The sequence below is a fragment of the Streptomyces kanamyceticus genome (assembly GCF_008704495.1).
Taxonomy (GTDB): Bacteria; Actinomycetota; Actinomycetes; order Streptomycetales; family Streptomycetaceae; genus Streptomyces; species Streptomyces kanamyceticus.
The window spans coordinates 3,824,065-3,846,428 of sequence record NZ_CP023699.1; the positions used below are offsets into that span (position 1 = coordinate 3,824,065).

At 69.3% G+C, this 22,364-nt stretch carries 20 protein-coding genes and 2 pseudogenes; 12 read left to right on the forward strand and 10 right to left on the reverse strand.

What is annotated here, in order from left to right; all coding sequences use genetic code 11:
• Positions 1-95: 95 nt before the first annotated feature.
• From CP970_RS15535 to CP970_RS15545, 3 genes are all read right to left on the reverse strand, one after another.
• A complete protein-coding gene (locus CP970_RS15535) occupies positions 96-299 on the reverse strand; it encodes a cold-shock protein (RefSeq protein WP_030788646.1) in 204 nt (67 codons plus the stop codon).
• 295 nt (positions 300-594) lie between these two features.
• Entirely contained in the window at positions 595-909 is a 315-nt protein-coding gene (locus CP970_RS15540; protein WP_398655161.1) for a MerR family transcriptional regulator, read from the reverse strand.
• A 125-nt stretch (positions 910-1,034) separates the two neighbouring features.
• The gene (locus tag CP970_RS15545; RefSeq protein WP_055546382.1) at positions 1,035-1,886 is read right to left on the reverse strand and encodes a trypsin-like serine peptidase; all 852 of its coding nucleotides are present in this window, start codon (positions 1,884-1,886) and stop codon (positions 1,035-1,037) included.
• Between the two features lie 235 nt (positions 1,887-2,121).
• On the opposite strand from CP970_RS15545, the gene CP970_RS15550 reads away from it, so the two are divergent.
• Together CP970_RS15550 and CP970_RS15555 are read left to right on the forward strand one after the other, a co-directional pair.
• Entirely contained in the window at positions 2,122-3,333 is a 1,212-nt protein-coding gene (locus tag CP970_RS15550; protein ID WP_055546380.1) for a pyridoxal phosphate-dependent aminotransferase, read from the forward strand.
• Positions 3,334-3,414: 81 nt separating this feature from the next.
• A complete protein-coding gene (locus CP970_RS15555; protein WP_055546378.1) occupies positions 3,415-3,825 on the forward strand; it encodes an SCO4983 family protein in 411 nt (136 codons plus the stop codon).
• Between the two features lie 76 nt (positions 3,826-3,901).
• On the opposite strand, the gene CP970_RS15560 is transcribed toward CP970_RS15555, so the two are convergent.
• Positions 3,902-5,647: a YncE family protein gene (locus CP970_RS15560; RefSeq protein WP_224058449.1), complete on the reverse strand. Its 1,746-nt coding sequence runs from the start codon at positions 5,645-5,647 to the stop codon at positions 3,902-3,904.
• A 201-nt stretch (positions 5,648-5,848) separates the two neighbouring features.
• A complete protein-coding gene (locus CP970_RS15565) occupies positions 5,849-7,720 on the reverse strand; it encodes a phosphoenolpyruvate carboxykinase (GTP) (protein ID WP_055546376.1) in 1,872 nt (623 codons plus the stop codon).
• Positions 7,721-7,967: 247 nt separating this feature from the next.
• On the opposite strand from CP970_RS15565, the gene trhA reads away from it, so the two are divergent.
• The 4 genes from trhA (at position 7,968) to CP970_RS15585 (ending at position 11,850) form a co-directional block, all read left to right on the forward strand.
• On the forward strand, positions 7,968-8,684 hold the full coding sequence (gene trhA / locus CP970_RS15570; protein WP_079043417.1) for a PAQR family membrane homeostasis protein TrhA: 717 nt from the start codon (positions 7,968-7,970) through the stop codon (positions 8,682-8,684).
• Positions 8,685-8,816: 132 nt separating this feature from the next.
• Positions 8,817-10,379, forward strand: a complete 1,563-nt coding sequence (locus tag CP970_RS15575) for an MFS transporter (protein WP_055546374.1) — start codon at positions 8,817-8,819, stop codon at positions 10,377-10,379.
• Between the two features lie 4 nt (positions 10,380-10,383).
• The gene (locus tag CP970_RS15580; RefSeq protein ID WP_079043416.1) at positions 10,384-11,022 is read left to right on the forward strand and encodes a TetR/AcrR family transcriptional regulator; all 639 of its coding nucleotides are present in this window, start codon (positions 10,384-10,386) and stop codon (positions 11,020-11,022) included.
• Positions 11,023-11,121: 99 nt separating this feature from the next.
• Positions 11,122-11,850 (forward strand): Mut7-C RNAse domain-containing protein, encoded by a 729-nt coding sequence (locus tag CP970_RS15585; protein ID WP_055546370.1) that lies wholly within the window; start codon positions 11,122-11,124, stop codon positions 11,848-11,850.
• 117 nt (positions 11,851-11,967) lie between these two features.
• Here CP970_RS15585 and CP970_RS15590 read toward each other — a convergent pair whose 3' ends face one another.
• On the reverse strand, positions 11,968-13,989 hold the full coding sequence (locus tag CP970_RS15590) for a thioredoxin domain-containing protein (RefSeq protein ID WP_055546368.1): 2,022 nt from the start codon (positions 13,987-13,989) through the stop codon (positions 11,968-11,970).
• A 137-nt stretch (positions 13,990-14,126) separates the two neighbouring features.
• Between CP970_RS15590 and CP970_RS15595 the strand changes: the two are divergent.
• Positions 14,127-14,435 (forward strand): annotated as a pseudogene (locus CP970_RS15595) (Uma2 family endonuclease); the annotation flags it as partial.
• On the opposite strand, the pseudogene CP970_RS45965 reads toward CP970_RS15595, so the two are convergent.
• Positions 14,425-14,562 (reverse strand): annotated as a pseudogene (locus CP970_RS45965) (DUF255 domain-containing protein); the annotation flags it as partial. The pseudogenes CP970_RS15595 and CP970_RS45965 overlap by 11 nt on opposite strands.
• A gap of 174 nt (positions 14,563-14,736) precedes the next feature.
• Between CP970_RS45965 and CP970_RS15605 the strand changes: the two are divergent.
• Genes CP970_RS15605 through CP970_RS15620 form a run of 4 tightly spaced genes read left to right on the forward strand, consistent with a single transcriptional unit; the run spans position 14,737 to position 19,183 of the window.
• Positions 14,737-15,480, forward strand: coding sequence for an NUDIX hydrolase (locus CP970_RS15605; protein WP_079043414.1), 744 nt, complete (start codon positions 14,737-14,739; stop codon positions 15,478-15,480).
• On the forward strand, positions 15,481-16,644 hold the full coding sequence (locus CP970_RS15610; protein WP_055546366.1) for a 5'-methylthioadenosine/S-adenosylhomocysteine nucleosidase family protein: 1,164 nt from the start codon (positions 15,481-15,483) through the stop codon (positions 16,642-16,644).
• Entirely contained in the window at positions 16,641-18,623 is a 1,983-nt protein-coding gene (locus CP970_RS15615) for a hypothetical protein (protein WP_191094925.1), read from the forward strand. Before CP970_RS15610 ends, CP970_RS15615 begins: the two co-directional genes overlap by 4 nt.
• A 20-nt stretch (positions 18,624-18,643) precedes the next feature.
• Positions 18,644-19,183: a hypothetical protein gene (locus CP970_RS15620; protein ID WP_055546397.1), complete on the forward strand. Its 540-nt coding sequence runs from the start codon at positions 18,644-18,646 to the stop codon at positions 19,181-19,183.
• A gap of 278 nt (positions 19,184-19,461) precedes the next feature.
• Here the strand turns inward: CP970_RS15620 and CP970_RS15625 are convergent, their stop codons facing one another.
• Together CP970_RS15625 and CP970_RS15630 are read right to left on the reverse strand one after the other, a co-directional pair.
• Positions 19,462-20,196 (reverse strand): S1 family peptidase, encoded by a 735-nt coding sequence (locus tag CP970_RS15625; protein ID WP_055546364.1) that lies wholly within the window; start codon positions 20,194-20,196, stop codon positions 19,462-19,464.
• A gap of 79 nt (positions 20,197-20,275) precedes the next feature.
• Positions 20,276-20,923, reverse strand: coding sequence for a TetR/AcrR family transcriptional regulator (locus CP970_RS15630; RefSeq protein ID WP_055546362.1), 648 nt, complete (start codon positions 20,921-20,923; stop codon positions 20,276-20,278).
• A gap of 94 nt (positions 20,924-21,017) precedes the next feature.
• Between CP970_RS15630 and CP970_RS15635 the strand changes: the two genes are divergently transcribed.
• Positions 21,018-21,767, forward strand: coding sequence for an SDR family oxidoreductase (locus tag CP970_RS15635; RefSeq protein ID WP_055546360.1), 750 nt, complete (start codon positions 21,018-21,020; stop codon positions 21,765-21,767).
• A 60-nt stretch (positions 21,768-21,827) separates the two neighbouring features.
• On the opposite strand, the gene CP970_RS15640 is transcribed toward CP970_RS15635, so the two are convergent.
• On the reverse strand, positions 21,828-22,343 hold the full coding sequence (locus CP970_RS15640; RefSeq protein WP_055546358.1) for a DinB family protein: 516 nt from the start codon (positions 22,341-22,343) through the stop codon (positions 21,828-21,830).
• Positions 22,344-22,364: the final 21 nt, after the last annotated feature.

A 22,364-nucleotide genomic window follows, 5' to 3' on the forward strand; every position in this document is an offset into this window, starting at 1 on the left:
AAAAACAATTCAGAACGCGGGAATTCATCCCGGAAATGCAACGAGTCGGGGCCCGCACCGAAGTGCGGGCCCCGACTACGAAGTACGCGTCAGCGTCAGGCGGGAACGATGTTCTCGGCCTGCGGGCCCTTCTGGCCCTGCGTGACGTCGAAGGTCACCTTCTGACCCTCCTGGAGCTCGCGGAAGCCCTGGGTGGCGATGTTCGAGTAGTGGGCGAAGACGTCAGCGCCGCCACCCTCCTGCTCGATGAAGCCGAAGCCCTTTTCCGCGTTGAACCACTTCACGGTGCCAGTAGCCATGTCATATCTCCTTCGGGGCAGTGCCCGGAAGCCCACACTGTGCGGACTCCACGTCGCCGCGATGATTGCCCCGTCCGGAAAAAGATCCGGCAATACAAAGTGCCCCGTCGGCACTGATCGCCAACCGGAGCACCTGGAGTCTCTGGGAACCACAACTGCAACTGATATCGACAGTAGCACGGCGCTCGCTTCCGTGCCGGATTACTTCTTTAGAACTGTCGACCGGAACCGTCACCCTCGATTAACCCTCATCGCGCATGGTGCGAAATTCTGTATTTGCCGGAACAGATATCCGTCAGACCTCCCCGCGGCGGAGCTCCTCGTTGAGGCGCAGCGCGTCCTCGAGCTGGTCCTCCAGGATGACGATGCGGCAGGCCGCCTCGACCGGCGTGCCCTGGTCGACGAGCTCGCGGGCGCGCGCGGCGATGCGCAACTGGTAGCGGGAGTAGCGGCGGTGGCCGCCGTCGGAGCGCAGCGGCGTGATCAGCCCGGCCTCGCCGACCGCCCGCAGGAAGCCCGGCGTGGCACCGATCATCTCGGCGGCCCGGCCCATCGTGTAGGCGGGGTAGTCGTCGTCGTCGAGCCGGTCGGGTCCGTGCGAGGGTTTCACCAGGGGAACGCTACCAACGGTACCGACGCATGTCTGCTTCGGCCGCGACAGGTTTCCGCCCGGCACGGGTGCCCGGTGGGGGTGGCGCGCCGCGGGCGCCGCTCCCCCACCGGGACCGCGGGGGACTACTTCACCGCCGAGGGCTTCGGCAGCTCACAGCCCGCCCTGCTCAGGTCGATCTTGTTGCCGGGCGCGACGCACGGCACGATCCAGTAGGTCTGCTGCGCGTAGTTGATGCCTTCGCGGACCGTGACCTTGCCGTTCTCGTCGACCTCGCACGGGTTGTTGTCCGTGCACTCCTCACCGCTCTCGTTGCCGGTGTTGTTGACGGCGACGACCTTGCCGGTCTCGTCGTCGATCACCGGAGAGCCGGACGTGCCGCCGATCGTCTCGCAGGCCGGGGTGTAGCGGACCGAGTCCTTCCAGGTCCAGTTCCCCTCCTTGAGGCGGTACGCGAAGCCGTCGACGTTGCACTTGTACAGCTTCTTCCAGTAGCCGGAGGCGACGGTGATCGCCCGGCCCTGCTCGGGGCGCGCCGAGTTCAGTTCGAGGGCCTTGATCCCGTACTTGCTCTCGATGTCGCTGTAGGTGCTGGTGAGCTGGTAGAGCGAGATGTCGGTGTCGGTCATCGTGCCGTAAGCGATCTTGCTGGCCTTGACCGTGCCCGCGTTGCCGCCCGAGGCGTTGAGCAGCGTGAAGCTCCTGGTCGACGGCTTGTCGACGAGGACCTCACCGGGCCCGGGGAAGCCGCTCTCCAGGCAGTGCCCGTTGGACAGGACGAGCGCGGGGTCGCCGGGCTTGGAGTCGGGCACGCGGACGACGGAGCCGGAACAGTTGCTGAGCGCCACCGTTCCCGAGAAGTCGACGGCCTTGGCCCTCGGCTTCGCGGGCGCCTCGTTGCTCACTGCCGTCGCGGGCGCCGCCGTGGCTCCGATCAGGAGGGCGGCGAAGCACGCACCGACGAGAGGCTTCTTCATGTGGGGGTCCCCTCTAGTGACTGTGTGACCGAAGTGACTTCGGTTTTGTCATGCGCATTGTTGAGGTCCGGGGCCCCGAGGGCAAGACCACAAACGGACACAACTGACCGCTGACAGAACAGATTTGCCCACCACCACCCGCCCCACACCCACCCGTCACCGGAGCCGACGGGCCGGAACCGACGTGGTGGAAAACACGAAGCGGCCCGCCCCGCACGCGCTTAAGCTCACGCCTATGCAGGTCATCCAGTCGACGAAGCTCGCCAACGTCTGTTACGAGATCCGGGGCCCGGTGCTCGAGGAGGCGATGCGGCTGGAAGCGGCAGGCCACCGCATCCTCAAGCTCAACACCGGCAACCCCGCCGCCTTCGGTTTCGAGTGCCCGCCCGAGATCCTGGAGGACATCCTCCGCAACGTGGGCGACGCGCACGGCTACGGCGACGCGAAGGGCCTGCTCGCGGCCCGCCGCGCGGTCGTCATGCACAACCAGACCCTCGGCATCGAGACCGACGTCGAGCACGTCTTCATCGGCAACGGCGTCTCCGAGCTCATCGTGATGGCCATGCAGGGCCTGCTCGACGACGGCGACGAGGTGCTCGTCCCCGCGCCCGACTACCCCCTGTGGACGGCCGCGGTCTCCCTCTCCGGCGGCACCGCCGTGCACTACCGCTGCGACGAGCAGGCGGACTGGATGCCGGACCTCGCCGACATCGAGCGCAAGATCACCGACCGCACCAAGGCGCTGGTGATCATCAACCCGAACAACCCGACCGGCGCCGTGTACAGCGAGGACGTGCTGCGCGGCCTCACCGACATCGCGCGCAGGCACAACCTCCTGGTCTGCTCGGACGAGATCTACGACAAGATCCTCTACGACGGCGCGACCCACACGCCGACCGCCGCCATCGCCCCCGACCTGCTGACCCTCACGTTCAACGGCATGTCGAAGGCGTACCGGGTCGCGGGGTACCGGGTGGGCTGGATGGCGATCTCGGGCCCGAAGGCGCACGCCTCCTCGTACATCGAGGGCCTGACGATCCTCGCCAACATGCGCCTGTGCGCGAACATGCCGGGCCAGCACGGCGTCGTCGCGGCGCTGAGCGGACGCCAGACGATCAACGACCTCGTCCTGCCGGGCGGCCGCCTGCTCGAACAGCGCGACACGGCGTACGACCTGCTCACCCAGATCCCCGGCGTGAGCTGCGTGAAGCCGAAGGGGTCGCTCTACCTCTTCCCCCGGCTCGACCCGAAGGTCTTCAAGATCAAGGACGACCGGCAGATGGTCCTCGACCTGCTGCGGGCCGAGAAGATCATGGTCGTGCACGGCACGGGCTTCAACTGGCCCGAGCCCGATCACTTCCGGGTCGTGACGCTGCCCACCGCGACGGACCTCACGGAGGCGGTCACCCGGATCGCGCGCTTCCTGGACGGCTACGGCCAGCCGTGAAGGCGCTCCGATAGGCCCAGCTCAACTTTAGACAGAATCTAAGCTAGGATAGCTTTCAAGAACCCGCTTGGAGGCCATCTCATGTACGAGCCGATCCGCACCAAGTCGGTCCACTCGATGGCCGACGACGCGGGCTTCCCGCACCGCACCCGCGAGGAGGAGCTGGACATCCAGCTCGCCGGGCACCTCGCGGCGCTGCTCGCCGTCACCGACGAGCTGCGCGCACTCGCCCCGTCCGCCGAACTGGACGCGGCCGCCGAGCGGTTGGCGGACCAGGTCGCCCGCCTGCGGCTCGGCGCGCAGCCCCCGCGGTCCTCCGTGGCGAGCGCGATCCACGAACCCCACCTCACCGCCCTGCACCAGCGCGCCCACGCCCTCGCGGGCCGCGCCCTGGTCGTCGCGGCATCGCGCGCCGACACCGCGGCCGCGATCCTGGCCGCCGAGCGCATGGACGTCCACGCGGACGCCACGCGCCTGGTCGGCGCCTCCTGAACGGCCCCGGTCCGCGGCCGGGGAGGCCGCGGACCGGGCGCCACCAGCGGTGACGACGACCGGGGGTATGCGTCGCCTAGCCGGTGATCTTGACGGTGGCCTTCGCCGACGACGCCGTGTGCAGCGCGTCGCCGTCGTAGCTCACCTCGTAGAGCGTCTTGCCGCGCTTGTTCGGCAGGTCCTTGATCCTGAACGTGCCGTCGGCCGCGACCGACGCCGACGTCAGCTCGCCCGTCGTGCCGAACCGGTCGGTCCGCGTCACCTTCAGCGCGATCCCGGACGGCAGCGCGCGGCCCTGTCCCGCCAGCTTGCCGGTGATCTCGACACCGCCCGCGCGGGTCGCCTCGGCCGGCGCCGTCAGCTCGACCGACGTCGGCGCCTTGGCCACGTCGACCGTGATCTTGACGTCCTCGGCGGGCCGGTGCGTGACGTCACCGAGGAAGCGCAGCGTGTACGTCGCCTCGCCGAGCCTGTCCGGTACGTCCAGGACGGTGAAGCTGCCGTCGGCCGCGACCTTGGCGGCCGCCACCTCCTGCGTGCCGTCGGCGTCCTCGCGGACCGCGGCGACCTTCACGGGCTCCGCGGGAGCGGGCCCGTCGAGCTCCAGCTTGCCGCGGATGCCGAGCGGCTCGCCGACCACGGGCTTGGCTGGCGTGGTGCCGAGCGTGCCGGTGAAACGGGAGTCGTACTGGGCGGCCGGGGGCTTGATGATGTGCAGCCAGTGGCCGAAGCCGCCGTCCGACGTCACCGCGAACAGCCGCGAGCCGTCCTTGGCCCAGCCGAGGCCCTGCGGCACGACCTGCGAGCCGTCGAGCTCCCCTTCGAAGGCGAACTCGATCGGCGTGCCCCGGTCCGCCGGGTCGGCGGGCTGGATCAGCAGGTCGGACACGCTGCCCGCGGCCACCGCGCCGCGCGCCACGTACTTTCCGTCACCGCTGAACGCCACCGCAGTGGCCTTCGCCCCCGTCGGCAGCGGCTGGTAGCCGACCGGGGCGTCCGACAGGTCCGACGCGTCGAGCAGCCGGGTGCCGTACGCCGCGTCGGCGAGGGCGATCCGCTTGCCGTCGGCGCTCTGGGCGATGTCCTTCAGGTCGAGCGCGCCCTTGCCCTCGGCGTCCGCGAAGCGCCGCTGAGGGCCTCGTACCAAGTTGGCGCCGCTCGCGTCGAACGTGGTGACGAACGCGTTGGCCGCGTTGTTCGCGCCCGCCTGCCCCATCACGAGCCGGTCCGGGGCCCCGGGCCCGGACTCCAGCTTCAGCCGCCCCTCGCTGTTCCAGCCGGTGTTGAACGAGGCGGTGCCGCTGACCCCGTACAGCAGGGCGTTGTTGTCGGGCCTGTCGCAGTAGGAACTGCCGCTGTACGGCGTCTCGGTGAACCACGTCTTGCCGCCCGCGACAGCCATCTCCCGGCCGCAGGTGACGTCGTAGGGCGTGCTCGCGGCGCCGGTCCTGGTCTGGGTCGCCGTGTCGAACGAGAGGATGCGGTTGGACTGCGACACCTGCAGCGTCGCGCCGTCCGCGCTGAGCGCCATGCCGGACGCGGGCTGGTCGGTGGCGAGCGAGCCGACGCGCTTGCCCTGGAAGTCGTAGACCAGGACGGCGCTCGCCCCGCTGCCGTTCTTGTTCCCGTCGGTGACGTAGATCCGCTCGTGCGCGTCGTCGACCACCATCGCCCCGAAGTACGAGATCGGCAGCTTGACCACTTCGTCCGACGGCGTGGCCGCGTACGCGGCGGGCGTCCCGACGGCGACCAGGCCCGCCGAGCCGAGGACCACCGCGAGCGCGGCGCCCGTGACCCGTCTTGACCGCTGAGACTTCTTCAACTCGGCCCCCCACAGGCTTTCTTGGCGGCACGCGTCGATCAGCGGTCCCCCGTGTGGGCACCATGAAACATGTGAGGGCCATGTGAAGGCAAGGTGCACAAGATGCGTGTACGAGCGGATGCGTTCCCTCCGCACACACGGCCGCACATGCGGATGAGCCCCGCACGCCGTTGTGCGGGGCTCATCCGGAACGTGCGGGCGTCAGCCGAGACGCTTCACCAGGGCGCGGTACTCGTCCCACAGCTCCTTGGGCGTGTGCTCGCCGAAGGTGTTGAGGTGCTCGGGCACGAGCGAGGCCTCGTCGCGCCAGACCTCCTTGTCGACCGTGAGCAGGAACTCCAGGTCGGCGGGGGCCAGTTCGAGCCCGTCCGTGTCCAGCGAGTCGACCGTCGGCAGGATGCCGATCGGCGTCTCGACGCCCTCGGCCCGGCCGTCCAGGCGGTCCACGATCCACTTCAGGACGCGGGAGTTCTCACCGAATCCGGGCCACACGAACTTGCCGTCCGCGTTCTTCCGGAACCAGTTGACGTAGTAGATCTTGGGCAGCTTCGCCTGGTCCTTGTCCGAGCCGACCTTGACCCAGTGGTTCATGTAGTCGCCCATGTTGTAGCCGCAGAACGGCAGCATGGCGAACGGGTCGCGGCGCAGCTCGCCGACCTTGCCCTCGGCGGCGGCGGTCTTCTCCGAGGCGACGTTCGCGCCGAGGAAGACACCGTGGTTCCAGTCGAAGGACTCGGTCACCAGCGGCACGGCGGAGGCGCGGCGGCCGCCGAAGAGGATCGCCGAGATCGGCACGCCCTTGGGGTCCTCCCACTCGGGCGCGATGATCGGGCACTGCGAGGCGGGCGTGGTGAAGCGGGCGTTGGGGTGCGCGGCCGGGACGCCGGACTCGGGGGTCCAGTCGTTGCCCTTCCAGTCCGTGAGGTGCTTCGGAGTCTCCTCCGTCATGCCCTCCCACCAGACGTCGCCGTCGTCCGTGAGCGCCACGTTAGTGAAGACGGAGTTGCCCCACAGCGTCTTCATCGCGTTGGCGTTGGTGTGCTCGCCGGTGCCGGGCGCGACGCCGAAGAAGCCCGCCTCGGGGTTGATCGCGTAGAGGCGGCCGTCCTCGCCGAACCGCATCCAGGCGATGTCGTCGCCGATGGTCTCGACGGTCCAGCCGGAGATCGTGGGCTCCAGCATGGCGAGGTTGGTCTTGCCGCAGGCGGAGGGGAACGCGGCGGCGACGTACTTCGACTCACCCTGCGGCGGAGTGAGCTTGAGGATCAGCATGTGCTCGGCGAGCCAGCCCTCGTCGCGCGCCATGACGGAGGCGATGCGCAGGGCGTAGCACTTCTTGCCGAGCAGGGCGTTGCCGCCGTAGCCGGAGCCGTACGACCAGATCTCGCGGTCCTCGGGGAAGTGCGAGATGTACTTCGTGGAGTTGCAGGGCCACGGCACGTCGGCCAATGGGGCCTCCCCTGCTCGAGCGGAGTCGAGAGCTTGGGGAACGTCGGCCAGCGGGGCGCCCAGCGTGTGGACGGCCTTCACGAAGAACCCGTCCTCGCCGAGCTCGTCAAGGACGGCCTGGCCCATGCGGGTCATGGTGCGCATGGAGACGGCGACGTACGCGGAGTCGGTGATCTCCACACCGATGGCGGACAGCGGTGACCCGACCGGGCCCATGCAGAACGGCACGACGTACATCGTCCGGCCGCGCATCGAGCCGCGGAAGACGCCCTTCTCCCCCTGGAAGATCTCCCGCATCTCGGCGGGGGCCTTCCAGTGGTTGGTCGGGCCCGCGTCCGCCTCCTTCTCGGAGCAGATGAAGGTGCGGTCCTCGACGCGCGCGACATCGGTCGGGTCGGAGGCCGCGTAGTACGAGTTCGGACGCTTGATCGGGTCGAGCTTCTTGAACGTGCCCTTGGCCACGAGCTCTTCGCACAGGCGCTCGTACTCGGCCTCGGAGCCGTCACACCAGACGACCCTGTCCGGCTGCGTCAGTTCGGCGATCTCGTTGACCCAGGAGACCAGCTCCTGGTGGTTGGTCGGGACTGTGTCCAGGGACACGGGAGCCGCGATGTCGCGCGCCACGATTGCTCCTAATCGAGGGGTTTTTGATGATGTATGCCCCGTGGGGGCTGCGACCCGGACGCTTCACGTGTAGTTCCCTCTGGCGCTCATCCGGTGCCGACCGCACTCATTTGATCATCCGACGCAACCGCGCATCTGTCCAGAGGGCCTCACACCTGAGCGGCGTGAGCATCGCCACTTGTACGGGGACGTCAGGGTTGCGTCCGGTTGATGTCCGACTTACGGGTCCGTAGGTACGATGCGGCTCATGACCGCCCCCGTCCCCGAAGCGATCCCGGAGCCCGCGGGCGCCGGTTCACTCGCTTCATCCGCGCTGCCCCTGCCGCTCCCCGCGAAGCCGAAGATGCGCGGCTGGCTGCACGCCGGCATGTTCCCCGCGGTGCTGATCTCCGGCCTGGTGCTCACCGCGCTCGCGGACTCCACCCGCGGCCGGATCGCCTGCGGCATCTTCGCCCTGACCGCGTGTCTCCTCTTCGGCGTGAGCGCGCTCTACCACCGGGGCAACTGGGGCCCGCGGGCCGACGGCGTCCTGCGCAGGCTCGACCACTCCAACATCTTCCTGATCATCGCGGGCACCTACACCCCGCTGACGATGCTGCTGCTCCCCGACGCGACGGGGCAGTGGCTGCTCTGGGGCGTCTGGGGGGCCGCCGTCGCGGGCATCGCCTTCCGCGTCTTCTGGGTCGGCGCCCCGCGCTGGCTCTACACGCCGTGCTACATCGCGATGGGCTGGGCCGCCGTCTTCTTCCTGCCGGACTTCATGCGCACCGGCGGCATCGCGGTGCTCGTCCTGGTCGTCGTCGGCGGACTGCTCTACAGCGCGGGCGGCGTGATCTACGGCATCAAGCGCCCCAACCCCTCGCCCCGCTTCTTCGGCTTCCACGAGGTCTTCCACTCGCTGACGCTCGCGGCGTTCGCCGTGCACTACGTCGGCATCTCCCTGGTGGCGTACCAGCACGGCTGACGCACCCCTCCCCTCTCCCCCAGTGGCCGCGGCTCCCCAGCCGCGGCCACTTTTTTCATGCCCGACTTCCCCTGCCCGACTTCCCCTGCCCGATATTGACAGCAACTCTCTTTTGAGAGTTACTCTCACTTCATGGCAACTGTCAGAAATTCCCCTGCCGCCGCACACCAAGGCGACCCCCGCCGCTGGTGGGCGCTCGGCGCCCTGGTCGCGAGCCTGCTCGTGCTCGGCTTCGACATGACGATCCTCAATGTCGCGCTGCCGACGATGGCCGGACAGCTCGGCGCTAGCACCGGTGAGCAACAGTGGATGGCGGACGCGTACGTCGTGGTCTTCGCCTCGCTGATGCTTCCCGCCGGGCTCCTCGGCGACCGGTTCGGGCGGCGCAGGATGCTGATGACGGGGCTCGGGATCTTCCTCGCGGGCTCGCTGATCGGCACCCTGGCCGACGACGTCTCCCTCGTCGTCGTGGCCCGCGCCGTCATGGGCGTGGGCGGCGCGCTCGTCATGCCGCTCGCGCTGGCCGTGCTGCCCGCGCTCTTCGCGCCGGGCGAGCGCACCAAGGCCGTCGGCATCGTCTCCGCGGCCTCCGCACTCGGCGCGCCGCTCGGTCCGATCATCGGCGGCTGGCTGCTCGACCACTTCTGGTGGGGCTCGATCTTCCTGATCAACATCCCGATGGTCGCGATCGGCCTGGCCGCCTGCCTGTTCCTGCTGCCCGAGACCAGCGACCCCGCGTCCCCCAGGGTCGACATCGTCTCCACCGCGCTGACCGCCGCCGGACTCGGCGCGCTCATCTACGGCATCATCGAGGCGCCGGGGCGCGGCTGGTCCGACCTCCTCGTCCTCGGGATGCTCGCGGGCGGCGCCCTGCTGCTCGCCGCACTCGTCCTGCGCGAGCGCCGCATGACGCGCCCGATGCTCGACATGTCACTGCTGCGCGACCGCGCCTTCCTCCTGAACACGATCGCGGCGACGCTGGTGATGTTCGTGCTCTCCGGCCTGATGTTCGTGCTGCCGCAGTACCTCCAGGCCGTCCTCGGCAACGACGCCTTCGGCACCGGCCTGCGCATGCTGCCGATGATGGGCGGGCTCCTGGTCGCGGCGAAGGGCGCCGAGCCCGTGGTGCGGCGCTTCGGGGCCCGCGCGGTGATCAGCGGCGGGCTCGTGGTCCTCGCCTTCGCCGCGATCCTCGGCAGCCGCACGGACGTCGACAGCGGCTACGGCTTCACCGCGCTGTGGCTCTCGGTGGCCGGTGTGGGCTTCGGCTTCGCCGTCGTGCCGTCCATGGACTCGGCGCTCGGCGCGCTGCCCGTGGAGCGCGCCGGATCCGGCTCGGGCCTGCTGATGACCGTACGACAGGTGGGCAGCGCCCTCGGGATCGCGCTGCTCGGCTCGCTGCTCGCCGGGGCCTACGCCGACCGGCTCGACACCGCCGGTCTGCCGGGGCCCGCGGCCGGGGCGGCGGACGACTCGGTGGTCGCCGCGCACGCCGTGGCCGAACGGCTCGGCACGCCGGGCCTCGCCGAGTCCGCGAACTCCGCGTACCTGCACGGAATGGATCTCGTCCTGCTGGTCAGCGGTGTCGCCGCGCTGGTGACGGCGCTGTTCGTCGCCGCGTTCCTGCCCGGCAGGGTCGACAGGCCCGGGCGGCCCGCGGCCCGGAGCACGGCCCGGACGGATGCCCGACAATGACGTCATGACGGCCGCACGAACCTCCGCACCCGCGAGCGCCCCCCTGCTGGGCCTTCGCGAGCGCAAGAAGCTCAAGACCCGCCTGGCGATCCGGGAGGCGACCTACCGGCTGATCGCGGAACAGGGGTACGAGGCGACGACGGTCGAGCAGATCGCGGAGGCGGCGGAGGTCTCCCCCTCGACCGTCTTCCGCTACTTCCCCACCAAGGAGGACATCGTCCTCACCGACGAGTACGACCCGTTCCTGGAGAGCGAGTTGCGGGAGCGGCCCGCCGACGAGCCGTTCGTGGAGTCGCTGCGGCACGTGCTGCACCGGACGGTCGGCCTCGGCTTCGCGGAGGAGCCCGAGGTGACCATGCTGCGGACGAAGCTGATGGCCGAGGTGCCCGCCGTGCGCTCCCGGATGCTGGAGAGCATGTCGGTCACCGGCGCCATCCTGTGCCGCGTCATCGCGGACCGCACCGACCGTGACCCCGGGGACCTGGAGGTGCGTGCCTTCGCCATGGGCCTGATCGGCGCACTCACCGAGACCACGGCGTACTGGGCGGAGCGCGACCACCAGGACGATCTGACCGCTCTCCTGGACCGGACGCTCGACATGCTGGTGGGCGGGTTCGGGTTCGCCGGTACCTCGGACAGCTGAAGGGCGGACGACTGAGGGGCGGACGGCTGAGGGGCGGACAGCTGAGGGGCGGGCGGAAACCTCGGGTGGCCACGGCACTCGCCGTGCCATCCTGACCGCATGAACGGACCGGAGATCGTCGTCAGCTTCGCCCCCGAGCTGGCCCTGTTCGTCCCGCACGAGCGAAGGAAGGGCCCCACCAAGGCCGTCACGGACGGCGCGTCCACGCTCGGGCACGTCGTCGAGTCGCTCGGCGTGCCCTTGACGGAGGTCGGCGCACTCGTGGTGGACGGCGCGGAGGTCGCCGTGGGGCACGTCCCCGCGGCGGGCGAGACCGTCGCCGTACGCGCGGTGACGCGGCCCCAGCCCGTCCCCGGCGCCCCGCTCCGCTTCCTCCTCGACGTCCATCTCGGCACGCTGGCGCGGCGGCTCAGGCTGCTCGGCGTCGACACGGCGTACGAGAGCACGGACATCGGCGACCCGGCCCTCGCCGCGCGCTCGGCCGCCGAGCGCCGCGTGCTCCTCAGCCGCGACCGGGGCCTGCTGCGCCGCCGCGAGCTGTGGGCGGGCGCGTACGTCTACAGCGACCGCCCGGACGACCAACTCCGCGACGTCCTCGGCCGGTTCGCCCCCGCCCTGACCCCCTGGACCCGCTGCACCGCCTGCAACGGCACGCTCCGCTCCGCGACGAAGGACGAGGTCGCCGACCTCCTTGAGGGCGGGACACGCGGCACGTACGACGTCTTCGCCCAGTGCGGGGACTGCGTCCGCGTGTACTGGCGGGGCGCCCACCACGATCACCTCGAGGCGATCGTGGGGCGAGCGGTGGAGGAGTTCGGCGGAGCTTGAGATCTCAGCCCCTCCGGCGTTCGAGGAGCGGGGTCTGGGGCGAAGCCCCAGGTTCACAGGTTCACCGGTTCACGGGTTCACGGGTTCACGGGTTCACGGGTTCACGGGTTCACGGGTTCACCCTGACAGCTTCGCCGCCAGCTCGGCCGGGTCCGTCGTCGGCGCGTCGCAGACGAAGCCGCGGCAGACGTACGCCGCCGGCCGACCGGCGACCAGCCCCCTCCCCGCGAGCAGCGGGAGTTCGCCGGAGTCCGGCGGCCCCGCCGCGACGACCACGCCCGGCGCCGTCCCCAGCAGTGCCGTGCGGTGCAGGTCGCCGAGGACCTCCCCCACGACCGCCACCTCGCGCGGCCCGTCAAGGGCCGCCTCCGCGACGGCGAGGCCGTGGCCGATGAAGCGCGGCACGCGCGGGCCGAGCGCCTTGACGATGCCCAGCGCGCGCTCCGCCGCCGTGCGGTGCGGCTCGGCGCCGGTCTGCGCCGCGTACGACAGGAGGGCACCCGCGGCGGCCGTCCACCCGGAGGGCGCCGCGTTGTCCGTGGGGTCCTGCGGGCGGCGGATCAGCTGCTCGGCGTCGGCCGCCGTGTCGAACAGCGCCCCGCTCTCCGCCTCCACGAACTGGCCGAGGACGTGGTCGAGGAGGAATCCCGCGAACTCCAGCCAGACGCCCTCCCCCGTCACGGAGGCCAGCACGAGGAAGCCCTCGGCGACGTCGGCGTAGTCCTCCAACACACCGGCGTTGGCGCCGACTTGACCGTCCTTGGAGGTCCGGGCGAGCCGGGCGCGGGCATCCATGTGGAGTCGTACGAGAAGGTCCCCCGCGCCCACGGCGGCCGCGATCAGATCGGGGCGGTCGAAGTACGCGCCGACCTCGGCGAGCGCGGCGATCGCCAGGCCGTTCCAGGCGGCGACGACCTTGTCGTCACGGCCGGGGGCGGGCCGCTCGGCGCGCGCGACGAGAAGCCGTTCCCGAATCGAGGCGAGGCGGTCGGAATCCGCGTCCGGCCCTTCCCTCCGCGGCAGTTGGAGAACAGAGGCACCCTCCTCGAAGGTGCCTTCCGCCGTCACGCCGTAACACTCAACGGCGAGCTCCGCATCAGCCTCGCCCAGGACCTCCCTCAACTGCGCGGGCGTCCATACGTAGTACGCGCCCTCGACGTGCGCGCCGGTCGCCGGATCCTCGCTGTCCGCGTCGAGCGCGGAGGCGAACCCGCCCTCGTTCGTGCGGAGTTCACGGACCATGAAGTCCGCGGTCTCCAGGGCGACACGGCGCGCCAGGTCCGATCCGGTGGCCCGCCACAGATGGGCGTACGCGCGGCACAGCAGCGCGTTGTCGTACAGCATCTTCTCGAAGTGCGGCACGATCCACTCGCGGTCGACGGAGTAGCGCGCGAAGCCGCCGCCGAGCTGGTCGTAGATGCCGCCGCGCGCCATCCGCTCACAGGTGTCCGCGGCCATCTGCAGCGCGCCCTCGGCGCCCGTGCGGGCGTAGTGCCGCAGCAGGAACTCGACCGCCATCGACGGCGGGAACTTGGGGGCGCCGCCGAATCCGCCGCGCGTCGCGTCGTAGTCGCGGGTCAGCCCGAGCAGCGCCTGCGCGAGCTCGTCCTCACCGGGCTTCTCGTCGGCGTTGTGCGTGAGCTGCCGCTCGCCGAGGTCCCGCACGATCTTGCCCGCCACCTCGGCGACCTCGCCGCGCCGGTCCGTCCACGCGCGGTGCACGCCGTCGAGGACCTGCGGGAAGGAGGGCATGCCGTGCCGGGGCTCCGGCGGGAAGTAGGTGCCGAAGTAGAAGGGTTCGGCATCGGGGGTCAGGAAGACGGTCATGGGCCACCCGCCCTGCCCCGTCGCGGCCTGCACGGCCTCCATATAGACGGCATCGACGTCGGGCCGCTCCTCGCGGTCGACCTTGACGTTCACGAACTTCTCGTTCATGAGCGCGGCGGTCGCCTCGTCCTCGAAGGACTCGTGGGCCATGACGTGGCACCAGTGACATGCCGAGTACCCGACGGAGAGCAGAACGGGTACGTCGCGCCGTTTCGCCTCCTCGAAGGCCTCGGTCGACCAGGGCCACCAGTCGACCGGATTGTCAGCATGCTGAAGCAGATAAGGCGAGGTCACACCGGCCAGCCGATTCATGCGATCCAGCCTCTCACAGCGCCCCGCCCCGACAGCGAAGCCCGCCCGTCTTCCGAATCAGGTGCCCCGGCATGGCAGAACAGCAGGCTGAGCACAACGGTGCCAGAACTGCCGAGGCTCCTCGAAGGAGGTACACCATGCCCCCCGAGATGGTGGCGCCCGCGTGGATGCATTCGCAGATCAGCGCGGAGCAGTACGACTCCTGGTCCGACGAGCAGTGCGCCGGCATCGAGATCGTGGACGGGATGGCCGTCGTGAGCCCGAGCGCCTCCAAGCAACGCAACCGGCTGGCTCGGATCCTGGCCAATGCCCTGGACGCTGCCGCGGGCCCGGACTGGAACGTCGACACGGACTTCGACGTCCGCCTGCAGGAGGTTCCGCTCACCAACCGCGGACCGGACGTCATCGCCTATCGGGCGGAGACCATCGACCTCACCCCACGGCGAGAAGCACGGGCACGTGTCGGCGCCGCGCCTCCTCGAACGCCTCCGGGGACCGCTCCCACCAGTCGGCAGGGTTGTCAGCAGGCTGCAACAAGTACGGGGAGGCGGCATCAGCCAGGCGGTTCACCATGTGGGCAGCACCGGCTGCGGGAGCCCCGAAACCGGAACTGACTGGTGAAGTCGGTGCCAGCTGGTCGATCCGTACGGTCCTGCCGCACGCACCCCGGCTATGCAGTCGAGTGGCATAACTACCCCCACTCCTCCTTATTGTGCAAGTGACAGTAACTGAAGTACCTTGCAGGGCATGCAAGATGACGTGTGGTCACCACCTCCTGTACTACTGACGGTCGATCTCGTGATCCTGACGCTGAAGGAGAGCCGCCTCCACGTGCTCCTGGTGGAGCGGGGCGAAGATCCCTTCCGGGGCATGCCCGCCCTACCCGGAGGATTTCTGAACCACGATGGCGAGGAGATTCTGGATGCCGCCCACCGCGAACTGAGCGAGGAAACGGCACTGACCGCCGGTTGGGTGCACCTTGAGCAGCTGGCCACCTACGGGGACTCGGGCCGCGATCCGCGGGGCCGAGTCGTCTCCGTAGCCCACCTGGCGATCGCGCCGGGGCTGCCCGACCCGGTAGCGGGAACGGATGCAACCGATGCCGCGTGGGTTCCCGCGGAAGCCGTCCTGTCCGGCGAGGTGAAGCTCGCCTTCGACCACCGCCGAATCGCCACGGACGGGATCGAACATGCGCGCACCAAGCTTGAGTTCTCGGCTCTGGCCACAGCGTTCTGCAGGGAGATCTTCACCATCGCAGAGCTGCAACAAGTGTACGAAGCCGTCTGGGGCACCGAACTCGACACCCGGAACTTCTACCGGAAGGTCCAAGCCGCGAAGGGATTCATCGTCCCAGTCGGCACGAGTCGCAGGACCACAGGAGGACGGCCCGCACGGCTGTACCGAGCCGGCCCGAAAACCGTGCTGTTCCCACCGCTGATCCGACCCGCGCCATCCGCGATGGACGAAAACACGAGAGAGAAAGAGGAATAGATGCCGAGTGGCCAGGTGGTGGTTCTCACTGCCCTCAATCTTGAATACCAGGCCATGCGCCAGAAGTTCGCAGGTACGCAGGTGCATCGCCACAAGCGTGGTACCCGGTTCGAGGTGGGAACCGTGCAGGGCACATCGTGCCGTGTCGCCCTTGGCCTGACGAGCAAAGGGAACAGTTCCGCCGCAGTGATCGCCGAACGCGCGATTCAGGAATTCTCGCCGCCGGCCGTGCTGTTCGTCGGGGTCGCCGGAGCCCTGTGGGACACCGCCAGGCTGGGCGACGTGGTGATGGCGACACACGTGTACGCCTACCACGGCGGCACCAGCGAGGACGACGGACTCAAAGCCCGCCCTCGAGTATGGGAAGCACCGCACGGCATCAGCCAGCTCGCCTCGCACCTGGCCCGCCTGAACGACTGGGCGGACCCCATGTCCGGTCACGAGGACGTGCCGCAAGTGCGCTTCGGAGCAATCGCCGCTGGCGAGGTCGTCCAGAACTCGAGGATCTCGGCCGAGGCGAAGTGGATTCGACAGCACTACAACGACGCACTCGCCATCGAGATGGAGGCGGCCGGTGTGGCGCAGGCCGGCCATCTCAACGGGGCACCGGTGGCCATCATCCGAGGGATCAGCGACCGGGCGGACGGCACGAAGAACAGTGCGGAGGACCGCAACTGGCAGCCGCGGGCCGCAGCGAACGCGGCTGCGTTCGCCACCCGGTTGGCAGTGGAGCTGTCGGGGGAACAGGAGGAGACCGCAATGTCCCAGGACGACAGCGTCCGTTCGGCCGACCAGTTCGACCGACGCGTCAGCAACACCGCCCACCACAGCAGCGTCGGAATCATGGCTGGCTCGGTCACGGGCAGCAGCGTCCACATGAACTCGGCCCCGAAGGCATCCGGCACGACGGACCTGATCGCAGAGCTGAACGGTTTCCGCGAGCAGTTGCGGCGGCACCGTGCTGAGGGCGCCCTCGACGAGGACACCTATCGAGAGGCCCTGAACGATCTGGACTCCGCTCTCCGGACGGCCGGGAGCAACACCCCTGAATCGTCGAAACGGACGGCCATGACGCTCAGGAGGCTGCGTGGCTTGGTCGCGGAGTGCCCCGCACTGGTGGCCGAGCTGGCCCCCATGGTGGCTGCGGCCGGTGACCTGGCATGAGCCATGGCAACGATGCCGCATACAACTCGGCCGCCTACGACTCCACCGTCGGAATCCAGGCTGAGACCGTGCACAACTCCAACGTCTACTTCGTCCACCCGGACGCTTCGCCGCAGGAGAAGTACAGGGTGGGGGTGCGGTTACTCGAGGACGGCATCCCGAGCCGCGCCCGCGAAATGATCACCGATGCGATCGCCCACGGGTACGACAGCGCGGAGGTTCGTTTCCACTGGGTGCTAGCCGCACTCAGCGCACGCACCTACGACGATCTCAGCACCGAAGAGGTCCAACGGCTGCACTACATCTCCGGGCTCGTACGGAGCTTCGTCGAGGACGAGTGGAAGGAAGCCCTGCGCGTCACGTTCGGCCTGTTGGCGGTGCTCAGCACTGCCGACGGCGAGACCGGACCCGTGCTGAAGCAGCTGCAAGACCTGCCGCTCCGACAGCACAACGCGATCCTCCGCCACCTCGACCTCATGCTCACTGGAGGGCTGAAGGACGGTCTGTGGGCGGAGACCCGCGAACGAGCCAGGGCGGAGCGCTTCGGCAACGACCGGGGCCAGCGGGTCTGGGCCTACTTCGCACCTGTCCCCATCGGTGCGCGGGCCGTTCCGCCCCACCCGAGCACCGCTGCCGCCGCCAAGGCGGCCCTCCCTGTCCGGACGGTCCTGTTCGTCGTCAGCAGCGTGCTGCTCTGGGCCCTGGCACTGGTCGCTGATCCGGCCAAGGCGATCGTCGAGTTGCTGGTGGCGCTCAGCGCGATGCTGACTGCGGCCCGCTTCGGCGACCGGTGGTGGGGCCGGGAACCCCGGTTGGACCTCACTGCCGGGACCAGCGTCCCGCACACGCACGGCCCCTCCTCTGACGTGGACGGGTTCACCAAACGCGTCCGCCATTCGTTCGATCACTACTTCAGCGTTCGCACGCCCCACGAGTTCACGCCGGACGCCTGGCTCGCCCACACCGCTCAGGTCCGCAGCAGCCTCGCCGCCGAGATCGCGGACCTCTACCGGGAGAGCCGGGTCAGTGTGGACCGGATCACCTGGTTGATCCGGTACCTCGCTGAGGACGCCCGGAACCGCCACACCAACGGCACCCTGTTCGAAGATGACCGCCAGGACCGGCCTCCGGTCAGGACAAAGGCCCTGACCGTGGTGGCCCTAGCCGTTCTCGGCGTCACGGCTCTGGCCGCGTTCGGCACGGCAATCTCAGGTACCGCCTCGCCACGGTCGCTGTGGGCGTTCCTGGCCGTGCTCGGTGCGGCCTGGTCCGGGCACGCGGCCGCTTCCCTGTGGCTGGAGGTCAGGCGTGAAGAGCACCGGCTGACCCGGGAGACCAAGAAATACCGTGAGCAACTGACCGCACGACAGGACGCGCACCAGCGCTGGCAGTCGCTCCTGGATGCCACGCGCCCCAGCGAGTGGCAAATGGAGACCTGGCTCACCTGCGACAAGACTTCGTTCGTTGATGAAGCACTCCGGCACCACCGGCTCACCTGGCGCGACCTGATCACCCACACCATCCTGGTGTCCCCCGCCCCTTCTTACAAACGAGGCCGGGTCAGACGCGGCCCCTGGCGGTACTCGCACTACGTATTCCGCTTGTTCCTGTTCACCCAGGACGGCATCCGCGAGATGAGCTCGGAATTCAACTTCTCCGACGCAACGCGCAAGAAGGAGCAGCGGAGCAACTACCGGTTCGACGCTCTGTCTTCCGTGCAAGTGGCGGAAAATGCCGATGGGGGCTACGAACTGGAACTCGTCCTCACTAACGGACCAGCCAGGAAGATCCGTGTCAAGGACGCCGATGCCCATCAACTGGCGCCGGACGAGAACTCTCAGGAAATCTCCGAGATCAACCTCAGTGCGGCCGGCTCCACCCACACCTTCCGCCTCCTGGAGGGGGTAGCGGCGGACGGGAAGGGTTGGCTCGAACGACACAGCCCCAACAATCTGACCCCCTTCCAGATAGCCGGGTGATCCTGAACTCGAGCATGGGAATGCCTGTGACTTCCACGGACGATGTCACCGAGAGCAAAATCCTGCTGACCGAGTACGACCGCCTCAAGGAGGAGCAGAAGACCCGCATAGGATTCCGCGACAACCTCCTCTACTTCACGCTCGCCGCAGCCACTGCGGTCGTGACGGTCACCGTCCAGAGCGGACAGTTCCGACTGCTGCTCTCCGTCCCCGCGATCTGCCTGATCCTGGGATGGACCTACCTGGTCAACGACGAGAAGGTCTCGGCAATCAGCTACTACGTCCGCGACCAACTGGGACCGCGCCTGGGGGAACTCGCCTCCGCCAACGGCACGGTGTTCGGCTGGGAGGTCTACCACCGCAGCGTCGCAGGCCGCACCATGCGCAAACGGCTTCAGATCGCGGTGGACCTGTCCGCGTACCTGGTCTTGCCAATGGTCTGCACGACCGCGTTCTGGTGCTCTCCCAGCGTTCAGCCTCTGCTCGTGCTCACTTCTCTCGTGCAGACACTCGCCCTAATCGTGCTGGGCTGGCAGTTCCTACGCCGTGCGGAGCGGTAGCACTAGCACCACCGGACCCGCTCCACGTACGCGTACGACGCCTCCGATGCGCTGAGGGGCGGGCCGGGCTCGATATTCGGTCAGCAGGCCTGCCCAAGCCAGGTACTGACGGAGCGTGACATACGGCTCGGGCACCCACTCGTGTGAGGCGTCGTCTCCTCGCCCCACGGCCACCAGTCCACAGGGTTGGAGGCAGGGCGTCCCGAACCGTTGCCCTGAGGTGAAGCAGAGCTGCGAAGCCGCTCAGGCGCGCGGAGCGGATGGCCCTGTCGCCGACGCTATCGCCGGATGACGGAGCGAATCCAGGAGAGTTGCTGGGACACTTCCCCGGCCTCGGCACTCTTCTCGCGGTCGGAGCCGTTGAAGACGCCGATAAGGGTTTCGGTGCCTCGCGGGCCAACGGTCATCACCGGGCCTCCGGAGTCGCCCCCGGCGGGAATTCCGCGCACCTTCTTCATGCAGAAGTCGGGGCCGCCCGGTGCGGTGTGCCCCGCGCACAGGGGGTCGTTGGGCCGTACGACCTTCAAGTCCGACTGCTTGAGTACGGGGGACTGGCAGGCGCTCTCGTCCGTGGTGCAGGTGGCGCCCCACCCGTACTGCCGCACGGCCTGGCCGCGGTGGACGCCGACCGTGGCCAGGCGCGCCGTGGGGACGTTCATCGGCGGGACCTTGACGAGCATCATGTCGGCGTGCGCGCTGCCCACGCGCTTGCGGGGGACGGGGCGGACCGTGGTGCCCCTCCGCATGTCGAGATTGCCCACCCGGAAGGAGATCCGCTTGTCGGCGACCGGCAGCGCCTGCTCGTAGAAGCAGTGCGAGGCGGTGAGGATCCACTGGCGAGCGACCGCTGTCCCGGTGCACGCCGGTTTGCCGTCGACGAGCATGCGCACCGCCCACGGGCCGTAGGTGCTCTTCGACCCGCCGATGACGGCGGAGGCCGGAGCGGACGACATCACCGAGCCCGCGACCAGCACCAGGGTGGTCAGCAGCAGTGCACGAAAGCGACGCGCCATGCAGAACAACTCCTCTCACAGAGGTACAGCCGTACAGGTAGTGAGAGACCCCGCCGGGCAAAAGCGTTCCGCCCGAGCGCTACGACATCAGTGGCCAGTTCCGCAAGGCCGCGTCCGCCAGTTCCTGGAGTTCGTCGTGGCCGACGCCGCTCGCGGCCTGTACCGCGATGCCGAACGTCAAGGTCGTGACGTAGCGGGCCAGTAGCCCCGGATCGGTTTCCGGGGGCAGGTCGCCGTCGTCCACGGCTCGCCGGAAACGCTCCTCGACGCGGATGCAGCCGTCGTTGCGCCAGGCGGTTAGGAGGTCGCGGACTCCGTGGCCCGGGGCGCTGGTGGCCAGGGCGCCCTGGACGCCCAGGCAGCCGCGGGGGCAGGCCGGGCGGGTGCTGGTTCGCACGGCGCCGGACAGGATCGCGGTGGCGACGGCGAGCGCGGTCGGCTCATCGAGGGCCTGGGTCAGGTAGCCGCCGGGGCCTTCGCTGTAGCGCTCCAGGGCCTTGCGGAACAGCTCCTCCTTGCTGCCGAAGGCCGCGTACATGCTGGTGGTCGAGATGCCCATCGCGCCCGTCAGGCGGGCCAGGCTCGCCCCCTCGTAGCCGTGCTCCCAGAAGACCAGCACGGCGCGCTCAAGGGCGTCGTCGGCGTCGAATCCTCGCGGTCGGCCGATGGGGCCGGTGCCGGGGCCCGTGCCGGCGCCGGTGCCGGGGCCGCTCTTCTTCGTTGCCATCCCCGCAGCCTACCTCTTCCGCATCGATCGATACGGAAGTGCTACGGTTCGACTTCCGCATCGATCGATGCGGAAGTCGAGGGAGGCTATCCACGTGGGATCACTTGAGGGCAAGACCGCGCTTGTCACCGGGGGCAGCGCCGGAATCGGTCTGGCCAGCGCCGTCCGGCTGGCGGCCGATGGCGCGCACGTGTTCATCACCGGCCGACGCAAGACCGAGCTCGACGCGGCCGTCGAAGCGATCGGTCCATCGGCCACCGCGTTGGTCGGCGACATCTCGGACCTGGCCGACCTGGACCGGCTCTACGAGGCGATCCGCGACCGGGGACAGGGCCTGGACGTGCTGTTCGCGAACGCCTCCGTCGCCGAGTTCGGGACGCTTGAGCAGGTCACCGAAGAGCACTTCGACGCGCTCTTCGGCATCAACGCCCGGGGCACCCTGTTCACCGTGCAGAAGGCGCTGCCCCTGCTCAACGACGGCGCCTCGGTGATCTTGAACGGCTCCACCAGTGCGACCTCCGGCGACGAGGCGTTCGGCGTGTACGCGGCGACCAAGGCCGCCACGCGCTCGTTCGCCAGGACCTGGGCCAACGAACTCAAGGGCCGCGGCATCCGGGTCAACACGATCTCGCCGGGACCGACCGACACCCCCGGCCTGTCGGGACTCGCCCCCGACGCGGAACAGGCCGCGGACCTCAGGCGGCAACTGGCGTCACAGGTACCGCTCGGCCGCCTCGGCCGCCCGGAGGAGATCGCCGCCGCGGTGTCCTTCCTCGCCTCCGGGGAGAGCAGCTTCATCACGGGTGCGAGCCTGTACGCGGACGGCGGGCTGAACCAGATCTGAGTGCCGTGGCCGCACGCGCGGCGAGGCCCGCCCGGCCCTGAAGCCGAGCCGGAAGCTGGATCAGTAATAGCTCTTCTTGCCGTCGAGGAGTTCCCTGACCAGGTCCGCGTGCCCCGCGTGCCTGGCCGTCTCCTCGACGAGGTGGGTCAGCATCCAGCGGAGGTTGGCGCCGCCGGACTCGAATCCGGTGTGGCGGCCCGAGTCGTCCAGGGACGCCGCCGCGGTGATCTCGTTGCTGCGGGCGCACTGAGCCTCGTACTCCGCGAGGAGCTCGGCGAGCGGGCGGCCGTCGGTGTACCAGTCGGCGTCCTCGCGCGACTCGTCGAACGACGGGTTCTGCTTCTCGTCGCCGCCGAGGAACAGCACTTCAAGCCACAGGTGTTCGGCCCAGCGCAGATGGGAGACGAGACCGGCCATCGTCACGGCCGGTGAGGTCGGGATGAGGGAGCGGTGCGCGTCCTCTTCGCTCAGGCCCTCGCACTTCCCGCGCACGATCTGCCGCTGCACGTCCAACCAGCCTATGAGCGCGGTGCGTTCGTCCGCCTGGAGCGGGGGGCGTACCAGTTCCGATGTCATGCCGCGGCACGCTACCGGGGC

Excerpts from the sequence above, each read along its gene's own strand:
- CP970_RS15535 (WP_030788646.1), bottom strand. The coding sequence starts at position 299 with ATGGCTACTGGCACCGTGAAGTGGTTCAACGCGGAAAAGGGCTTCGGC.
- CP970_RS15545 (WP_055546382.1), bottom strand. The coding sequence starts at position 1,886 with ATGAAGAAGCCTCTCGTCGGTGCGTGCTTCGCCGCCCTCCTGATCGGA.
- CP970_RS15550 (WP_055546380.1), top strand. The coding sequence starts at position 2,122 with ATGCAGGTCATCCAGTCGACGAAGCTCGCCAACGTCTGTTACGAGATC.
- CP970_RS15555 (WP_055546378.1), top strand. The coding sequence starts at position 3,415 with ATGTACGAGCCGATCCGCACCAAGTCGGTCCACTCGATGGCCGACGAC.
- trhA (WP_079043417.1), top strand. The coding sequence starts at position 7,968 with ATGACCGCCCCCGTCCCCGAAGCGATCCCGGAGCCCGCGGGCGCCGGT.
- CP970_RS15575 (WP_055546374.1), top strand. The coding sequence starts at position 8,817 with ATGGCAACTGTCAGAAATTCCCCTGCCGCCGCACACCAAGGCGACCCC.
- CP970_RS15580 (WP_079043416.1), top strand. The coding sequence starts at position 10,384 with ATGACGGCCGCACGAACCTCCGCACCCGCGAGCGCCCCCCTGCTGGGC.
- CP970_RS15585 (WP_055546370.1), top strand. The coding sequence starts at position 11,122 with ATGAACGGACCGGAGATCGTCGTCAGCTTCGCCCCCGAGCTGGCCCTG.
- CP970_RS15590 (WP_055546368.1), bottom strand. The coding sequence starts at position 13,989 with ATGAATCGGCTGGCCGGTGTGACCTCGCCTTATCTGCTTCAGCATGCT.
- CP970_RS15605 (WP_079043414.1), top strand. The coding sequence starts at position 14,737 with ATGCAAGATGACGTGTGGTCACCACCTCCTGTACTACTGACGGTCGAT.
- CP970_RS15610 (WP_055546366.1), top strand. The coding sequence starts at position 15,481 with ATGCCGAGTGGCCAGGTGGTGGTTCTCACTGCCCTCAATCTTGAATAC.
- CP970_RS15615 (WP_191094925.1), top strand. The coding sequence starts at position 16,641 with ATGAGCCATGGCAACGATGCCGCATACAACTCGGCCGCCTACGACTCC.
- CP970_RS15620 (WP_055546397.1), top strand. The coding sequence starts at position 18,644 with ATGCCTGTGACTTCCACGGACGATGTCACCGAGAGCAAAATCCTGCTG.
- CP970_RS15625 (WP_055546364.1), bottom strand. The coding sequence starts at position 20,196 with ATGGCGCGTCGCTTTCGTGCACTGCTGCTGACCACCCTGGTGCTGGTC.
- CP970_RS15630 (WP_055546362.1), bottom strand. The coding sequence starts at position 20,923 with ATGGCAACGAAGAAGAGCGGCCCCGGCACCGGCGCCGGCACGGGCCCC.
- CP970_RS15640 (WP_055546358.1), bottom strand. The coding sequence starts at position 22,343 with ATGACATCGGAACTGGTACGCCCCCCGCTCCAGGCGGACGAACGCACC.